Source organism: Polaribacter sp. HA6-7 (assembly GCF_055693625.1).
The window spans coordinates 1,854,415-1,869,096 of record NZ_CM146338.1 but is presented as its reverse complement, the minus strand read 5'-3'; the positions used below and the strand labels follow the sequence as shown (position 1 = coordinate 1,869,096).

Here is a 14,682-nt window from a genome sequence, read left to right as displayed (position 1 = left end):
CTTTCTAAGCTTTTATCTAAATTTATGTAGTAAACTTTATAAGTCATCATATTTTTATCCAGTTTTGGCAAGCAATTTCGTTTACTTTATCTACAAACCAATTTTTTGGTGCAATTATAGTTTTATTTTTATTTCTATTTAACCAAGCTCCCCACCAAGAAAAACTGCTGTTTGCTGTAATATTATGTTTACATAAGCTCATTAAATAAATGTCTTCATGCGGTAAGCATTTATGGTTTATATAAACAGCATTTTCGATAACTAAATTATCTTTTGTCCAATTGATATCATCAGAAAAAATAAAAAAAGAAACATTAGAATGTTTTTTATTGATGATTTTAATAGCTTCTTTATAATATGCTAAACTACAAGTTCCGTGAATAGTGTTCGATTTTGAATCTGTTACATAATCACCGCGCCTAATATGTATAGAACAGCTAGTTTCTGATTTTAAAATTTCGGTTTTATATAGTTTAGTAGAGTTAGAAAGTTCTTCTTTAAGTACAAATTGATGAATTAATTCACTTCTAATATCAGAAAAATATTTTTCTGTCTGAAAATATCCTTTTAAATATTCGTTTCCTTTTAAGTTGGTTAAGTTTTTATCGAATAATAAATTCTTTTCTTTTAAGGTTTTAAACGGATTTATTTTTGATAAGAATAAATTGAATGAGTTTGCAGTTTTTAGATCAATTTTATATTTATCTAATTGATAACCACCATGCAATTTGTATTTTTTTATTTTAGATAGATCTAATTGCACTTCGTAACCTTTCATTTCTAGCGACTTTGCATACGCATATTGAAACATTTGGTTTCCTAATCCGCCAAGTATTCTAACAATAATCATGGTTAATTTTAAGTAAAAAAAGGTGATTTTTTATGCAATACGCAAAAGTACAAATGTTATTACAATTTTCTTTGATTAATTTGCTGTTTAAAAGCTTAGAAAATAATAAATTTGCGAACACTTTTAAAGGAATATGAAGTATACAGAAGCAATCTCATCAGAAATTTTTAATATTATATCTAAAGCATCAAAAGAGCTACAAGTAGAAAGTTATGTAATTGGTGGTTTTGTTAGAGACTTTTTTAAAAAGAGGTACAGCAAAAGATATTGATGTAGTTGCAATTGGTAGCGGTATCGATTTGGCGCTAAAAGTTTCTAGTTTATTACCAAATAAACCAAAGGTTCAGGTTTTTAAAACCTACGGAACCGCAATGTTACGTTTTAAAGATGTAGAAATTGAGTTTGTCGGTGCCGTAAAAGAGTCTTATACAGAAGAAAGTAGAAATCCGAGAGGTTACCGAAGGTAGTTTGCAAGACGATCAAAACAGAAGAGATTTTACTATAAATGCTTTGGCTTTAAGTTTAAATGAATCGAATTTTGGTGAATTATTAGATCCTTTTAATGGTATGGAGGATTTAGAAAACGGAATTATAAGAACACCGTTAAATCCGGATATTACGTATTCTGATGATCCATTACGAATGATGCGTGCAATTCGATTTGCAACGCAATTAAATTTTAAAATTGAACATGATTCTTTATCTGCAATAACAAAAAATGCAGATCGATTACATATAATTACCAGAGAACGAATTGTTGATGAGTTGAATAAGATTATGTCTTCTTCAAAGCCATCTGTTGGCTTTTTATTATTAGAAAAAACAAAATTGTTAAAGCAAATTTTACCAGAATTAATTGCTTTAAAAGGAGTAGAAGAGGTAGAAGGGCAGAAGCACAAAGATAATTTTTATCATACTTTAGAAGTGGTTGATAATATTTCTGAAAATACAGATGATGTTTGGCTTCGTTGGGCAGCTTTGTTGCATGATATTGGTAAAGCGCCAACAAAAAGATTTAGTAAAAAAGTTGGTTGGACATTTCATTCGCATGAATTTGTTGGCTCTAAAATGGTTCAAAAAATCTTTAAGAGATTAAAAATGCCATTAAATAATAAAATGAAGTTTGTTAAAAAAATGGTAATGCTTAGTTCTAGACCTATTGTTTTAGCAAGCGATGTTACAGATTCTGCAGTGAGACGTTTGGTTTTTGATGCCGGTGATGATATTAATGATTTAATGACGCTTTGTGAGGCAGATATTACAACTAAAAATCCTAAGAAATTTAAAAGATATCATAGTAATTTCGAAATTGTAAGAGCTAAAATAAAAGAAGTAGAAGAGAGAGATAGAGTACGTAATTTTCAACCACCAATTTCTGGAGAAGAAATTATCGAAGCATTTAATCTACAACCATGTAGAGAAATTGGTCAAATTAAAGAAGCTATCAAAGAAGCTATTTTAGATGGTAAAATACCTAATGAGCACGATGCTTGTTATAAATTTATGATCGAAAAAGGAAAAGAATTGGGTTTAACACTTTCAGTATAAATACATGAAATTATTTACAGAAATAAGAACCTTATTTTTAGATCTTAGACTTTTTTTATTGATAGTAAACAAGAATTAGTTATCGTAACAGGTTCTGATAGTTCTCATTTTAAAAGCCTTTATCAGCTTTTAGAAAGTTTAAAAGTTCATGAAAAAAATACAAAAACTATAATTTACAACCTTGGTTTAACTTCTGATGAGGTTCTAAAAATAAAATCGAAATTTAAAAACTTCGAGTTAAGAGATTTTGATTATGCTAAGTATCCAGAATATTTTAATGTAAAAGTAAATGCTGGTGAGTATGCTTGGAAACCTGTAATTATTAATACTGTTTTAAATGAATTTAAAACTTCTGTATGTTGGTTAGATGGCGGTAATAAAGTTGTTAAACCGTTAAATTCTCTTAGAAAGATAATAGAATTGTATGGTTTTTATTCACCTTTTTCTAAAGGGATTGTTTCTGAATGGACGCATGAAAAATCTTTAGATTGTTTAGGTATTTCTAATGACTCTAAAATATTAAATCAACGAAATTTAAACGGTGCATGTGTTGCTGCTAATTATAATAATGTAGCTGCAAGAAATGTAATTAAAAAATGGAGTGACTGTGCAAAAAATAAAGCTTGTATTGCTCCGGAAGGAAGTAGCAGATCAAATCACAGACAAGATCAAGCTATATTATCTGTACTAGTTTATAAAAACATGTTTAAAATTGGTAGAAAAATGGTGTATAGAAAATTCGGATTTAAAACACACCAAGATATCGATTAACTAAGATAAACTTTGCATTGTAACCAATTTAAAGTATTCTCCTTTTTTTGCAAGAAGTTCTTCATGTTTACCTTGTTCTACAATTTCCCCTTTTTTAAGTACCACAATTTTATCTGCTTTTTGAATAGTAGACAATCTATGCGCAATTACTAAAGATGTTCTGTTTTGCATCATTTTTTCTAAAGCTAATTGAACTAGTTGTTCAGATTCTGTATCTAGGGCAGAAGTAGCTTCATCTAAAATCATTATTGGCGGATTTTTTAAAACAGCTCTAGCAATAGACAAACGCTGTTTTTGTCCGCCGGAAAGTGTATTACCGCTGTCACCAATATTAGTATCGTATTTTTCGGGTAAATTTTGAATAAACTCATCTGCATTTGCAATTTTTGCAGCTTCTAATATTGCCGAATCTGTGGCGTCTTGAGTTCCTAACTTTATATTATTAGCTATTGTATCATTAAAAAGAATTGAATCTTGAGAAACAATTCCCATTAAATCTCTTAAAGATTTTTTAGTGATATTTTTAATGTTGTTGTTGTCTAATAAAACTTCACCTTTATTTACATCATAAAAACGAGTTATTAAGTTTGCTAATGTAGATTTACCACTACCAGATTGTCCAACCAAAGCAACTGTTTCTCCTTTTTTAATCGTTAATGAAAAATCTTTTAAAACATAATCGTCTTTATATTTAAATGAAATATTTTTAAATGCTATTTCTGAAGAAAAAGCATTTTTTTGCAGAGCATTTGGTATATCTTTTATACTATTTTCAGTATTTAAAACAGACATAATTCTTTCAGCAGAAGCTTCACCCTTTTGTATATTATAAAAAGTGGTTGTAATTAATTTTATAGGATTTAAAACAGTATAAAACAAAACAATATAACCCATAAATTCATCAGGTTTTAGAGAGCTTTTGTTAGACAAAACCTCTGTACCACCATACCAAAGAATCGCAATTATTGTTGCAGACCCTAAAAACTCGCTCATAGGAGATGCTAATGTTTGTCGATGAATTACATTAGTCATCAACTCCTTAAACTTTAAAGTTGAGTTTTTAAATTTATTTGCAATAACATTTTCTGCGTTAAAGCCTTTAATAATTCTTAAACCTGTTAAGGTTTCTTCTATAAATGATAAAAAATTACCAGTTTCTTTTTGAGCTTTAATAGAATTTGCTTTTAGCTTTTTACTTATAGAAGAAATTATAAAACCAGAAACAGGTAGTAAAATAAAAACAAATAAGGTTAATTTAACGCTCATAAAAAGCATTAAAGAAATAGCAATAATTACCGTTAAAGGTTCTCTAACAATTGTTTCTATAGAAGTTAATATAGAATTTTCAACCTCTTGAACATCAGAAGTCATTCTAGCAATAATGTCTCCTTTTCTCTTTTCAGAAAAATACGAAACAGGTAACTCTACAATTTTATGATATAAATTGTCTCTTAAATCTTTTACAACACCTGTCCTTAAAAATGTAATTACATACGATGCTAAATATCTAAATAAGTTTTTTAGAAAAAACAAAGAAATAGCCAAAAGGCAAATAAAAACTAATGTTTTTATATTGCCTTCGTTTTCTATTTTTTCTGAAATAAAATGATAAAAACTTTCTTTTAAAAAGTCTCCAATTCTAGTAATTCCTTGGTAAGTAGGTTTTTTTACAACTTCTTTGTTTGTGCTAAAAAGTATACCTAATACCGGAATAAATGCTAATACAGAAAGTACATTAAAAATAGCATAAAGTATATTAAAAAGTATATTTAAAACTGTAAATTTTCTATACTTCTTTTCGTATTTTAAAATGTCCTTAAAATATCCCATTAATTTAATTTCATTTCTTTAATAATTCGTTGAATTTTAGCATCTAATTCAGCCTCTACTTTTTCTGCATTTTCTTTTGTATCAAGAGAAGAATTTACACTAAAATAAAATTTAATTTTAGGCTCTGTTCCACTTGGTCTAGCCGCAATTCTTGTTCCGTTTGCAGTTTGATAAATTAAAACATTAGATTTAGGTATGTTAATTTTAGATACCTCACCAGTAATTAAGTTCTTTTTAGTTGAAGCTTGATAATCTGATAAAGATTCTACTCTTTCGCCATCAATTTCTGATAAAGGATTATTACGCATGTCGCTTAACATTTGCTGAATTTCTGCTGCACCATCCATTCCTTTTTTAACAATAGAAATTAAATGCTCTTTGTAGAATTTATTATCAACATAAATATTTAATAATTCTTCGTAGAAAGAGCTACCATTTTGTTTTGCGTAAGCAGCAATTTCACAAGCTAATAATGTTGCTGTAACTGCATCTTTATCTCTTACAAAGCCACCAACCATGTATCCGAAACTTTCTTCTCCACCACCAATAAAATCAAGTTCGGGAAATCTTTCACCATTTTGGCAATCCATTTAAAACCTGTTAAACCAATTTTAGTTTCAACATTATAATTTGCAGCTACGTCGTTAACTAGTTCAGTAGAAACAATAGTAGAACCTACAAATTGTTTACCGTTCATTTTACCTTCTTCTTTCCATTTCTTTAAAAGGAATTCAGTCATTAAAACCATAGTTTGGTTACCATTTAACAACTTCATTTTGCCATTAGTATCTCTAACTGCAACACCTAATCTGTCGCAATCAGGATCTGTACCAATAACAATATCAGCATCTATCTTATTAGCTAAATCTGTAGCCATTTTTAACGCTTCGGCTCTTCCGGGTTCGGAGATTTTACTGTTGGAAAATCGCCATTAGGAACTCTTTGTTCTTCTACGATATGAACATCTGTGTACCCCGCTTTAGCCAAAGCATCCGGCACAGATACAATAGAAGTACCGTGTAAAGAAGTAAAAACAATTTTTAAATTATCTCTATTGATATTTTCTGCTAAAGAGCCATTTTTTACTGATGCTTCAATAAAAACATCGTCAACATTTTTACCAATTGTTTCAATTAAATCTTCGTTAGCATCAAAATTAATTTCAGAAAAATCTAAAGCGTTTACTTTGCCAATAATTCCGCCATCATGCGGAGGCACAATTTGTCCGCCATCTGCCCAATATACTTTGTAACCATTGTATTCGGCGGATTGTGAGACGCAGTTAATACTATACCCGCATCACAATCTAAATGCCTTACAGCAAAAGAAAGTTCTGGTGTTGGTCTTAAATCTTCGAACAAGAATACTTTTATGTTATTTGCAGATAAAACGTCTGATACGATTTTAGCAAACTTTTTACTGTTATGTCTACAATCGTAAGCAATTACAACTTTTATTTGCTCTTTATTTACGTTTTCAATTAAGTAATTAGACAAACCTTGTGTTGCTCTACCTAATGTATATTTGTTTATTCTATTGGTTCCTGCGCCCATTACACCACGCATTCCACCAGTACCAAACTCCATGTCTTTGTAAAAACTATCAGTTAATTCAGATGAGTTTTCACTAATTAGTTTCTGAATTTGATCTTGTGTTTCTTTATCGAATGTAGGTGTTAACCATTGTTTTGCTTTTTCTAATATTTCGCTCATTTTGGCTTGATTTTTAATTGATACTTAATTACAAATATACAGTTAGAAATTTAGTTTTTCTTTAATTGAGTAGTGTTTTTCGTTGGTTTTGGTTTTTATAATAAGTTCACCAATAAAACCAGCTAAAAATAATAAGGTTCCTAAAACCATAGAGGTAAGGGCAATATAAAACCAAGGATTATCTGTTACTAAGATGGTTTTGATGCCATTAAAAACTTTATATAATTTAACTGCACCAATATAAAATGCGGTTGTTGTACCAAATAAAAACATAAAAGTTCCCCAAAGTCCAAAAAAGTGCATTGGTCTTTTGCCGAATTTAGAAAGGAATGAGATTGTGATTAAATCTAAAAATCCGTTAACAAATCTGTCCATTCCAAACTTTGTTTCTCCGTATTTTCTTGCTTGGTGTTGTACAACTTTTTCTCCAATTTTTGTAAAACCTTCATTTTTAGCTAAAACAGGAATGTATCTGTGCATTTCTCCGCTAACTTTTACCGATTTAATAACTTCATTCTTATAAGCTTTTAATCCACAATTAAAATCGTGTAGTTTTAGGCCGGATGTTTTTCTTGCAGCAGCATTAAAAAGTTTTGAAGGAATATTTTTAGTAACAACGTTATCGTAACGTTTCTTTTTCCACCCGTAAATTAGGTCGAAATTTTCTTTTATTATAAGATTATATAATTCTGGTATTTCTTCGGATTGTCTTGTAAATCAGCATCCATAGTAATTACAACAGCACCCTTTGCCAATTCAAAACCAGCGTCTAAAGCCTGAGATTTTCCATAATTTTTTTGAAAACGAATTCCTTTAACAGGTTCGTGTTCTTTGGCTAGTTTTTCTATAGTTTTCCAAGAAGCATCTGTACTACCATCATCAATAAAAATTACTTCATATAAATAACAATTGGATTGCATAACTTTTGCAATCCAATTGTATAATTCATCTAAAGATTCTTCTTCGTTAAGAAGTGGTATTACTACCGAAATATCCATATTCAATATATAATGTTATAAGTTGTAAAATTAAACTTATAAATTTAAAATTTAGTAAGTTTCTTCTTCAGATTTTTTCATGATTGCTGCAGCAATTGCAGAAACTATAAAACCACCGATTGCACTACCAATAATTGCAAAAGCAGCAATTATACCAGGAGATTGAAAGTTTTTACTCATTTCATTTGCAGCTTCTATTTGCTCATCTGTCATTCCTTGGTCTAGCATTGTTTGGTTTTGCACTTCCATCATTTGATTCATAAAATCTGGCTCTAAAAAAGTCATAAACAAATAACTATAAATAACACCAATTAAACCTGCTACTATTGCTACACCAACACCAACTTTAACACCTTGTCCCCATGATAAGAAACCACCATTAGCTTCTTTATATTTTTTTATAGACACTAAAATAAAACCAATTAATAATGCACCTTGTAGTATAGATACAGACCAATGAGGGTTCAAGTGCATACCCATTGCATAAATGGTTAAATTTACTAGAACTCCTGCTATACCTAAAATTAGTCCATAGTTTAGAATAATACTTTTACTGTTTGCTTGATTGTCCATTTGTTTTTTTGATTAGTTAGTTATACAAATATATTCATTTCGATGAGATAGTATAAAATTTTAATTTTTTTTATATTTCTATCGCAACAATATATTAGTATTCAGTAATTTAAAAATGTTACAAAAAAATTAATAAAATTTTAATTGTTTTAATCAAAATAGATTGTAAATTTGCATCGGCAAGTTCTACACAACTAGCTCCCTTTGAATCCTCCAGGGCGGGAACGCAGCAAAGGTATTAGGTTGTAGCGGTGTGATGTAGGTAGCTTGCCATTTTTTGTACCCGATAGTTTCGTCTAAAAACTTCTCTTTTTTCTATTTAACTTCATTCTCTTATTTACTTTTCTGTTTTCTTAGATTCCTAAAGTTACTTTTTAGATATTTGCAGAATTATTAAAGAATTCTATATAAATTTATGAGTAAGGTAATTTTAGTTACAGGTGCGTCTTCCGGTATTGGTAAATCTATTGCTACTTTTTTATCTGAGAAAGGGTATAAAGTATATGGTACTAGTAGAAATCCTAAAAATGAGCAAGATTTTTCTTTTGAATTAATTGCTTTGGATGTTTTAAAAATTGAAACGATAAAAACGGCAGTTTCTAGTATCATACAAAAAGAAGACAGAATAGATATTTTAGTAAATAATGCTGGTATTGGTGTTACAGGACCTATAGAAGAAACGCCAACAGATGAAATGCGAAACGCCTTTAACACAAATTTCTTTGGTGCTATCGATGTAATTAAAACAGTTTTACCTTTTATGCGTAAGCAAAAATTTGGTGTTATTATTAACACAACTTCGATTGCTGGTTATATGGGTTTACCGTTTAGAGGTATTTATTCGTCTTCTAAAGGTGCATTAGAATTGGTAACGGAAGCGACAAGAATGGAGGTAAAAAGATTCGGAATTAATATTGTAAATATTGCACCAGGAGATTTTGCAACAGATATAATTTCTAGAAGATACCATACGCCACTTTTTAAGGATTCTGTGTACAAAGAAAATTACAAAGCTAATTTAGATTTAATGGATGCGCATGTAGACACAGGTAAAGATCCTATAGAAATGGCTAAAAAAGTGTATAAAATTATCAATACAAAAAATCCTAAAATACATTATAAAGTAGGCGGAACTTTAGAGAAATTCTCTATTGTATTAAAACGAATTTTGCGGATACTTGGTTCGAAAAATTATTAATGAATCATTATAAATTGTAATATTACTGTTTATAACTAGTAATAAAATATAGTTTTTGATTGAACAGAAATTATATTCAACTAACTATATTTGCGTTAGGGATTGTAGCTTTGTTTGAGCTCTTTTGTGAAGTATGAACAAAAAGCGAGTGCGTAAAGCCCGCTCGAACGCCCAAAAAAATAGAACACAACTAAAATAAAATAGATACAAATGAAATTTTTTATTGACACAGCAAATTTAGAGCAAATTAAAGAAGCGCAGGCTTTGGGTATTTTAGACGGAGTTACAACAAACCCATCTTTAATGGCTAAAGAAGGAATTACAGGAGAAGACAACATTATTAACCATTACAAAGAGATTTGTGAGTTGGTAGATGGTGATGTTTCTGCAGAAGTTATTTCTACAGATTTCGACGGTATGGTGAAAGAAGGTGAAGCTTTGGCTGCTTTAAATCCGCAGATTGTGGTAAAATTACCAATGATAAAAGACGGTGTAAAAGCGTGTAAATATTTTTCTTCTAAAGGAATTAAAACAAACGTAACTTTAGTTTTTTCTGCAGGACAAGCTTTATTGGCTGCCAAAGCAGGTGCAACTTACGTATCGCCTTTTATTGGTAGATTAGATGATATTTCTACAGATGGTTTAAACCTAATTGCAGAGATTCGTCATATATATAATAATTATGGTTTCGAGACAGAAATTTTAGCAGCTTCTGTGCGTCATACAATGCATATTATAGATTGTGCAAAATTAGGTTCTGATGTAATGACAGGTCCTTTAAGCGCTATCGAAGGATTGTTAAGACACCCATTAACAGATAGTGGTTTAGCTAAGTTTTTAGCAGATTACCAAAAAGGAAACTAATCGACATAGTTGATTTTACATAAAATTAGTCAGAAAGTAGAAAAGTTATTTTTTACTTTCTGGCTTTTTTGTCTTTATTCACTTTTGTACTTCGTAACTTTGCTACTTTGTAATTTATAGTAATGTATCCAAAAAAGAACTCGCACAAATTGTAATATCTGCATGTAATCAATTCGAAATTGATACTGTTGTTATATCACCAGGTTCAAGAAACGCACCTTTAACTGTTGGTTTTTCTAATCATAAAGAAATTGAAACTTTAAGTGTAGTAGATGAGCGTTGTGCTGCTTTTTTTGCTTTAGGTATTGCGCAACAAACTCAAAAACCTGTTGCAGTTTTATGTACATCCGGCTCTGCATTATTAAATTATTATCCTGCAATAGCAGAAGCTTTTTATAGCAATATACCTTTGGTGGTAATTTCTGCGGATAGACCAAAGCATTTAATTGATATTGGTGATGGCCAAACAATCCGTCAAGAAAATGTTTTCGAAAATCATATTTTATTTTCTGCAAACTTAATCGAAAACGAAAAGTTTAAAACCGAAATTCTCAATTAATTGGCGAAGCTTTACAAACAGCAGTTTCTAAGCAAGGTCCGGTGCATATAAATGTGCCTTTTGATGAGCCTTTGTATGAAACAGTTTCTGAATTAAAAGAATATCATTTTCCGCATATATCGATGAGTTCTTTAGATAATTCTCATATTGATTATGGTAATTTATCGAATATTTGGAATGTTGCAGAAAAGAAAATGATTTTAGTTGGTGTTAGTTATCCTGATGAGGAATTACACCAATTAATAGATTTATATGCTGATGACGATTCGGTTTTGATTTTTACAGAAACAACCTCTAATTTACATCATAATAAAGCTGTAAATTCTATAGATCAGTTGATATTTTCTTTGGATGACAATCAGTTTGAAAACTTAAAGCCGAAGTTTTAATTACGTTTGGCGGAATGATAGTTTCGAAAAGAATTAAACAGTTTTTAAGAAAATATCAACCAAAACATCATTGGAATATTGATGCTAAAAAAGCTACAAATACTTTTTTCTGTTTATCAGAATTTATACAAACACAACCAGTAGATTTTTTAAGAATTTTAACAACTTGGTTGTTAAAAAAGAAAGTACTTATCAAGATAAATGGTTAACAATTAGAGATAAAAGAAGAGAGAAGCATGCTAGTTTTTTAGCCCAAACAGCACATTCAGATTTTAAAGTTTTTGAACAAGTTTTAGCTAATTTGCCTAATAATTGTCAGATTCAAATTAGTAATAGTTCTATTATTAGATACGCACAATTATTTTCTATTGATAAAAGCAATACTGTTTTTTGTAATAGAGGTACAAGTGGTATAGATGGTAGTACTTCTACGGCAGTTGGTGCTGCTTTTGCAAATAAAAATCAGACGGTTTTTATTACTGGTGATTTAAGCTTTTTCTATGATTCTAATGCACTTTGGAACAAAAATATACCAAGTAATTTTAGAATTATTTTAATTAACAATTCGGTGGCGGTATTTTTAAAATTATACCCGGACCAAAAACAACCAACGCAACAAAATATTTTGAAACACCACATTGCTTAACTGCAGAACATTTATGTAAAATGCATAATTTCGAATATCTAAAAGCTTTTTCTACAGAAACTGTTGCGCAACAATTAAAAGGTTTCTTTGATGAAAGTGTAGAGATAAATTCTACACAGACTCAAAAACCAAAAATTTTAGAAATCTTTACACCAAGTAAAGAAAATGATTTAATTTTAAAAGAATATTTTAAATATATAAAATAATGGAATCACAAGAAGATACATATGAAGGAGAAATGAATTTGAAAGAAGGTGAAAAAGTAAACCTTGTTATAGAAACCGAAACTGGTTTAGGATATATTGTTTTAATTAATGAAGAGTATGATGGTTTACTTTTTAGAAGTGAAGTTTTTCAGGACTTAGAAGAAAACATGGAAGTTGTTGGTTATATTAAAAAGATTCGTGAAGATGGTAAAATCGATGTTTCTTTAAGACCACAAGGTTTTAGAAATGTAATAGACTCTGATGTTGAAAAGGTTTTAGAAAAGCTAAAAAACAGTAGAGAAGGTTTTTTATTGTTAACAGATAAAAGCTCGCCGATTCAATTCGTTTTCATATGAAAATGAGTAAAAAAGCATTTAAAAAAGCGGTTGGTAATCTTTACAGACAAAAATTAATTGACATTAAAGAAGATCGAATAGAATTGGTTAAATAATTTATTGACCGCCCAATCTTAAAACATTTTCATAAAACGCATCTGCATTAGGATCTGCCGGATCCATTTTACCATAACCTATTTTATAATGGTATAACGCTTTCTTAATATTTTTACCTTCTTCATAATAACGACCAATGTAATAGTTGCCTAAAGGTGAAGAAGGAAAAAGTTTTAAAATCATTTTTCCGAAATTTAGTAATTGATCTCCGTTTTCTTTTTCGATAACTATTTTTTCTACAGCAAAAACATCTTGCTCTCTAATACCTAAGTTACTTCCAAATAAAAACTCGATATCTAAATATTTGTTTTCTAGATAAGAGATGGCATCAATTGGCGATAAATCTTTAATGTTTTTATTAAATTCTTCCTTAGAAATTGCCGAATAAATTTCAAAAACTTTTGTAATAGCTCTTGGCATTGCTTCAGAAATAGCAGAAATACTACTATTTGTATTAATCGTATCGTTTATAATATTGAAGTTTTTAATTTCTAAGCTAGAAAGTCCGGATTGTAATTGAGAAATTTTAGTCTGCTTGTTTGCCGAAAAAGAGTTCGAGTTATTTGTGTAGAAATAAAAAGTATTGTCTTCTTTTTCTAAACCAGGTAAATTATAATTTTGTAATTGTGTGCCAATAAAATCAGAAAAAGTAGGGTTTATACATACATATGCGTTTATAATTGGCGTTTGTTCAGCTAAAAAAGTTGTAGCTAAGTTTGCTGACGTTCCTTCTGCAATTATCGAAATAAATGGCGATGTTTTGTAATTACTTTCAATCTCGAAGATTACTTCATTTCTTAAAAATTGATAAAATTTTTTATTTTCTACAGTTAAATTACCATTATTTCTATTAAAATAGGTATCTTTTTTTCTTGTGGATGCCATTTTGACACCAACAATTATTTGTTTTGGTGCTTTGTCTTTTGCTGCAAAAAGCACCGCATTACCTACATAAGCATCAAATAAGTACTCTGCATCTAAAACAATTGCTAAAGGATAATTTTTCTCTTCTTTAGCATCATATCCTTCAGGTAAATAAATTTTAATTTCTCTTTTATCATCAACATAATCAGAATTGATAGTTTTGGTAATAATTTTCTGAGAAAAAATACAAATTGAAAAAAATAAGAATATTAATAGCGGTGATTTCTTAATCATCATTTAGAATGTTTATTTTTGTAGATAAGAATCTTTTGTTCTCTTTTAGAACGTCTAAAATACAAAAATATGATACAACCCGAGTGGAAAACTGTTAAAGAATACGAAGATATTACCTATAAGAAATGCAACGGTGTTGCTAGAATAGCGTTTAATAGACCAAATGTAAGAAACGCATTTAGACCAAAAACTACTAAAGAATTGTACGATGCATTTTATGATGCTGGCGAAGATACAAGTGTTGGTGTTGTTTTATTGTCTGCAGAAGGACCAAGTACAAAAGATGGTGTTTATTCTTTTTGTTCGGCGGAGATCAAAAAGCACGCGGACATCAAGGTTATGTTGGTGAAGATGGTTATCATCGTTTAAATATTTTAGAAGTACAACGTCTTATTCGTTTTATGCCAAAGGCCGTTATTGCAGTTGTACCAGGTTGGGCTGTTGGCGGAGGACATAGTTTACATGTAGTTTGCGATTTAACTTTAGCATCTAAAGAACATGCAATTTTTAAACAAACAGATGCAGATGTAACTTCTTTTGATGGTGGTTATGGTTCTGCATATTTGGCAAAAATGGTTGGTCAGAAAAAGCTAGAGAAATTTTCTTTTTAGGTAGAAACTATTCTGCACAAGAAGCTTATGAAATGGGAATGGTAAATGCTGTAATTCCGCATGATGAATTAGAAGATACCGCATATAAATGGGCACAAGAAATTTTAGAAAAATCGCCTACTTCTATAAAAATGCTAAAATTTGCAATGAATCTAACTGATGACGGTATGGTTGGGCAACAAGTTTTTGCCGGAGAAGCAACTCGTTTAGCCTACATGACAGATGAAGCTAAAGAAGGAAGAGATGCGTTTCTTGAAAAAAGAAAACCTAACTTTCCAAAAAATGGATTCCATAGCTAATAATAAATTTTAGAATAA

11 protein-coding genes, 1 other RNA gene and 7 pseudogenes are annotated in these 14,682 nt (G+C 29.7%); 10 read left to right on the top strand and 9 right to left on the bottom strand.

All coding sequences use genetic code 11. The features are described from left to right. Positions 1 to 46 precede the first annotated feature (46 nt). A complete protein-coding gene (locus tag ACZ1HD_RS10440; RefSeq protein WP_472687400.1) occupies positions 47 to 850 on the bottom strand; it encodes an alpha-1,2-fucosyltransferase in 804 nt (267 codons plus the stop codon). A gap of 133 nt (positions 851 to 983) precedes the next feature. On the opposite strand from ACZ1HD_RS10440, the pseudogene ACZ1HD_RS10435 reads away from it, so the two are divergent. The 3 genes and pseudogenes from ACZ1HD_RS10435 (at position 984) to ACZ1HD_RS10425 (ending at position 3,169) form a co-directional block, all read left to right on the top strand. Then, positions 984 to 2,398 (top strand): annotated as a pseudogene (locus tag ACZ1HD_RS10435) (CCA tRNA nucleotidyltransferase). 57 nt (positions 2,399 to 2,455) lie between these two features. After that, positions 2,456 to 2,662: pseudogene (locus ACZ1HD_RS10430) on the top strand (DUF1647 domain-containing protein); the annotation flags it as partial. A gap of 156 nt (positions 2,663 to 2,818) precedes the next feature. Then, entirely contained in the window at positions 2,819 to 3,169 is a 351-nt protein-coding gene (locus tag ACZ1HD_RS10425) for a hypothetical protein (RefSeq protein ID WP_472687399.1), read from the top strand. Here the strand turns inward: ACZ1HD_RS10425 and ACZ1HD_RS10420 are convergent, their stop codons facing one another. From ACZ1HD_RS10420 to ACZ1HD_RS10390, 7 genes and pseudogenes are all read right to left on the bottom strand, one after another. Beyond that, a complete protein-coding gene (locus ACZ1HD_RS10420; protein ID WP_472687398.1) occupies positions 3,170 to 4,999 on the bottom strand; it encodes an ABC transporter ATP-binding protein in 1,830 nt (609 codons plus the stop codon). It lies immediately after the preceding gene. Next, complete coding sequence (locus tag ACZ1HD_RS10415; protein WP_472687397.1) at positions 4,999 to 5,589, bottom strand: hypothetical protein; 591 nt, start codon at positions 5,587 to 5,589, stop codon at positions 4,999 to 5,001. The genes ACZ1HD_RS10420 and ACZ1HD_RS10415 overlap by 1 nt, the downstream gene beginning before the upstream one ends. After that, positions 5,499 to 5,738, bottom strand: a complete 240-nt coding sequence (locus ACZ1HD_RS10410) for a hypothetical protein (RefSeq protein ID WP_472689330.1) — start codon at positions 5,736 to 5,738, stop codon at positions 5,499 to 5,501. Before ACZ1HD_RS10410 ends, ACZ1HD_RS10415 begins: the two co-directional genes overlap by 91 nt. Positions 5,739 to 5,837: 99 nt before the next feature. Continuing rightward, positions 5,838 to 6,217: pseudogene (locus ACZ1HD_RS10405) on the bottom strand (phospho-sugar mutase); the annotation flags it as partial. Next, positions 6,181 to 6,711: a hypothetical protein gene (locus ACZ1HD_RS10400; RefSeq protein ID WP_472687396.1), complete on the bottom strand. Its 531-nt coding sequence runs from the start codon at positions 6,709 to 6,711 to the stop codon at positions 6,181 to 6,183. The pseudogene ACZ1HD_RS10405 and the gene ACZ1HD_RS10400, both read right to left, overlap by 37 nt. Before the next feature lie 42 nt (positions 6,712 to 6,753). After that, positions 6,754 to 7,709: pseudogene (locus tag ACZ1HD_RS10395) on the bottom strand (glycosyltransferase family 2 protein). A gap of 51 nt (positions 7,710 to 7,760) precedes the next feature. Then, on the bottom strand, positions 7,761 to 8,282 hold the full coding sequence (locus tag ACZ1HD_RS10390) for a DUF4199 domain-containing protein (RefSeq protein ID WP_340933349.1): 522 nt from the start codon (positions 8,280 to 8,282) through the stop codon (positions 7,761 to 7,763). 177 nt (positions 8,283 to 8,459) lie between these two features. Between ACZ1HD_RS10390 and ffs the strand changes: the two genes are divergently transcribed. From ffs to ACZ1HD_RS10360, 6 genes and pseudogenes are all read left to right on the top strand, one after another. After that, positions 8,460 to 8,558, top strand: an RNA gene (gene ffs, locus ACZ1HD_RS10385) — signal recognition particle sRNA small type. Between the two features lie 139 nt (positions 8,559 to 8,697). After that, positions 8,698 to 9,500, top strand: a pseudogene (locus tag ACZ1HD_RS10380) (SDR family oxidoreductase). 190 nt (positions 9,501 to 9,690) lie between these two features. Then, complete coding sequence (fsa, locus tag ACZ1HD_RS10375; protein ID WP_472687395.1) at positions 9,691 to 10,344, top strand: fructose-6-phosphate aldolase; 654 nt, start codon at positions 9,691 to 9,693, stop codon at positions 10,342 to 10,344. 112 nt (positions 10,345 to 10,456) lie between these two features. Continuing rightward, a pseudogene (gene menD / locus ACZ1HD_RS10370) lies at positions 10,457 to 12,144 on the top strand (2-succinyl-5-enolpyruvyl-6-hydroxy-3-cyclohexene-1-carboxylic-acid synthase). Continuing rightward, positions 12,144 to 12,500: a S1 RNA-binding domain-containing protein gene (locus tag ACZ1HD_RS10365; RefSeq protein WP_472687394.1), complete on the top strand. Its 357-nt coding sequence runs from the start codon at positions 12,144 to 12,146 to the stop codon at positions 12,498 to 12,500. The pseudogene menD and the gene ACZ1HD_RS10365 overlap by 1 nt, the downstream one beginning before the upstream one ends. Next, positions 12,497 to 12,595 carry a hypothetical protein gene (locus ACZ1HD_RS10360; RefSeq protein ID WP_472687393.1) on the top strand — a complete coding sequence of 33 codons (99 nt, stop codon included), beginning with the start codon at positions 12,497 to 12,499 and terminating at the stop codon, positions 12,593 to 12,595. The genes ACZ1HD_RS10365 and ACZ1HD_RS10360 overlap by 4 nt, the downstream gene beginning before the upstream one ends. Position 12,596: 1 nt before the next feature. Here the strand turns inward: ACZ1HD_RS10360 and ACZ1HD_RS10355 are convergent, their stop codons facing one another. Then, on the bottom strand, positions 12,597 to 13,757 hold the full coding sequence (locus tag ACZ1HD_RS10355; RefSeq protein WP_472687392.1) for an alpha/beta hydrolase-fold protein: 1,161 nt from the start codon (positions 13,755 to 13,757) through the stop codon (positions 12,597 to 12,599). Between the two features lie 66 nt (positions 13,758 to 13,823). On the opposite strand from ACZ1HD_RS10355, the pseudogene ACZ1HD_RS10350 reads away from it, so the two are divergent. Then, a pseudogene (locus tag ACZ1HD_RS10350) lies at positions 13,824 to 14,660 on the top strand (1,4-dihydroxy-2-naphthoyl-CoA synthase). Positions 14,661 to 14,682: the final 22 nt, after the last annotated feature.

Excerpts from the sequence above, each read along its gene's own strand:
- ACZ1HD_RS10440 (WP_472687400.1), bottom strand. The coding sequence starts at position 850 with ATGATTATTGTTAGAATACTTGGCGGATTAGGAAACCAAATGTTTCAA.
- ACZ1HD_RS10420 (WP_472687398.1), bottom strand. The coding sequence starts at position 4,999 with ATGGGATATTTTAAGGACATTTTAAAATACGAAAAGAAGTATAGAAAA.
- ACZ1HD_RS10415 (WP_472687397.1), bottom strand. The coding sequence starts at position 5,589 with ATGGATTGCCAAAATGGTGAAAGATTTCCCGAACTTGATTTTATTGGT.
- ACZ1HD_RS10410 (WP_472689330.1), bottom strand. The coding sequence starts at position 5,738 with ATGACTGAATTCCTTTTAAAGAAATGGAAAGAAGAAGGTAAAATGAAC.
- ACZ1HD_RS10400 (WP_472687396.1), bottom strand. The coding sequence starts at position 6,711 with ATGAGCGAAATATTAGAAAAAGCAAAACAATGGTTAACACCTACATTC.
- ACZ1HD_RS10390 (WP_340933349.1), bottom strand. The coding sequence starts at position 8,282 with ATGGACAATCAAGCAAACAGTAAAAGTATTATTCTAAACTATGGACTA.
- fsa (WP_472687395.1), top strand. The coding sequence starts at position 9,691 with ATGAAATTTTTTATTGACACAGCAAATTTAGAGCAAATTAAAGAAGCG.
- ACZ1HD_RS10365 (WP_472687394.1), top strand. The coding sequence starts at position 12,144 with ATGGAATCACAAGAAGATACATATGAAGGAGAAATGAATTTGAAAGAA.
- ACZ1HD_RS10360 (WP_472687393.1), top strand. The coding sequence starts at position 12,497 with ATGAAAATGAGTAAAAAAGCATTTAAAAAAGCGGTTGGTAATCTTTAC.
- ACZ1HD_RS10355 (WP_472687392.1), bottom strand. The coding sequence starts at position 13,757 with ATGATGATTAAGAAATCACCGCTATTAATATTCTTATTTTTTTCAATT.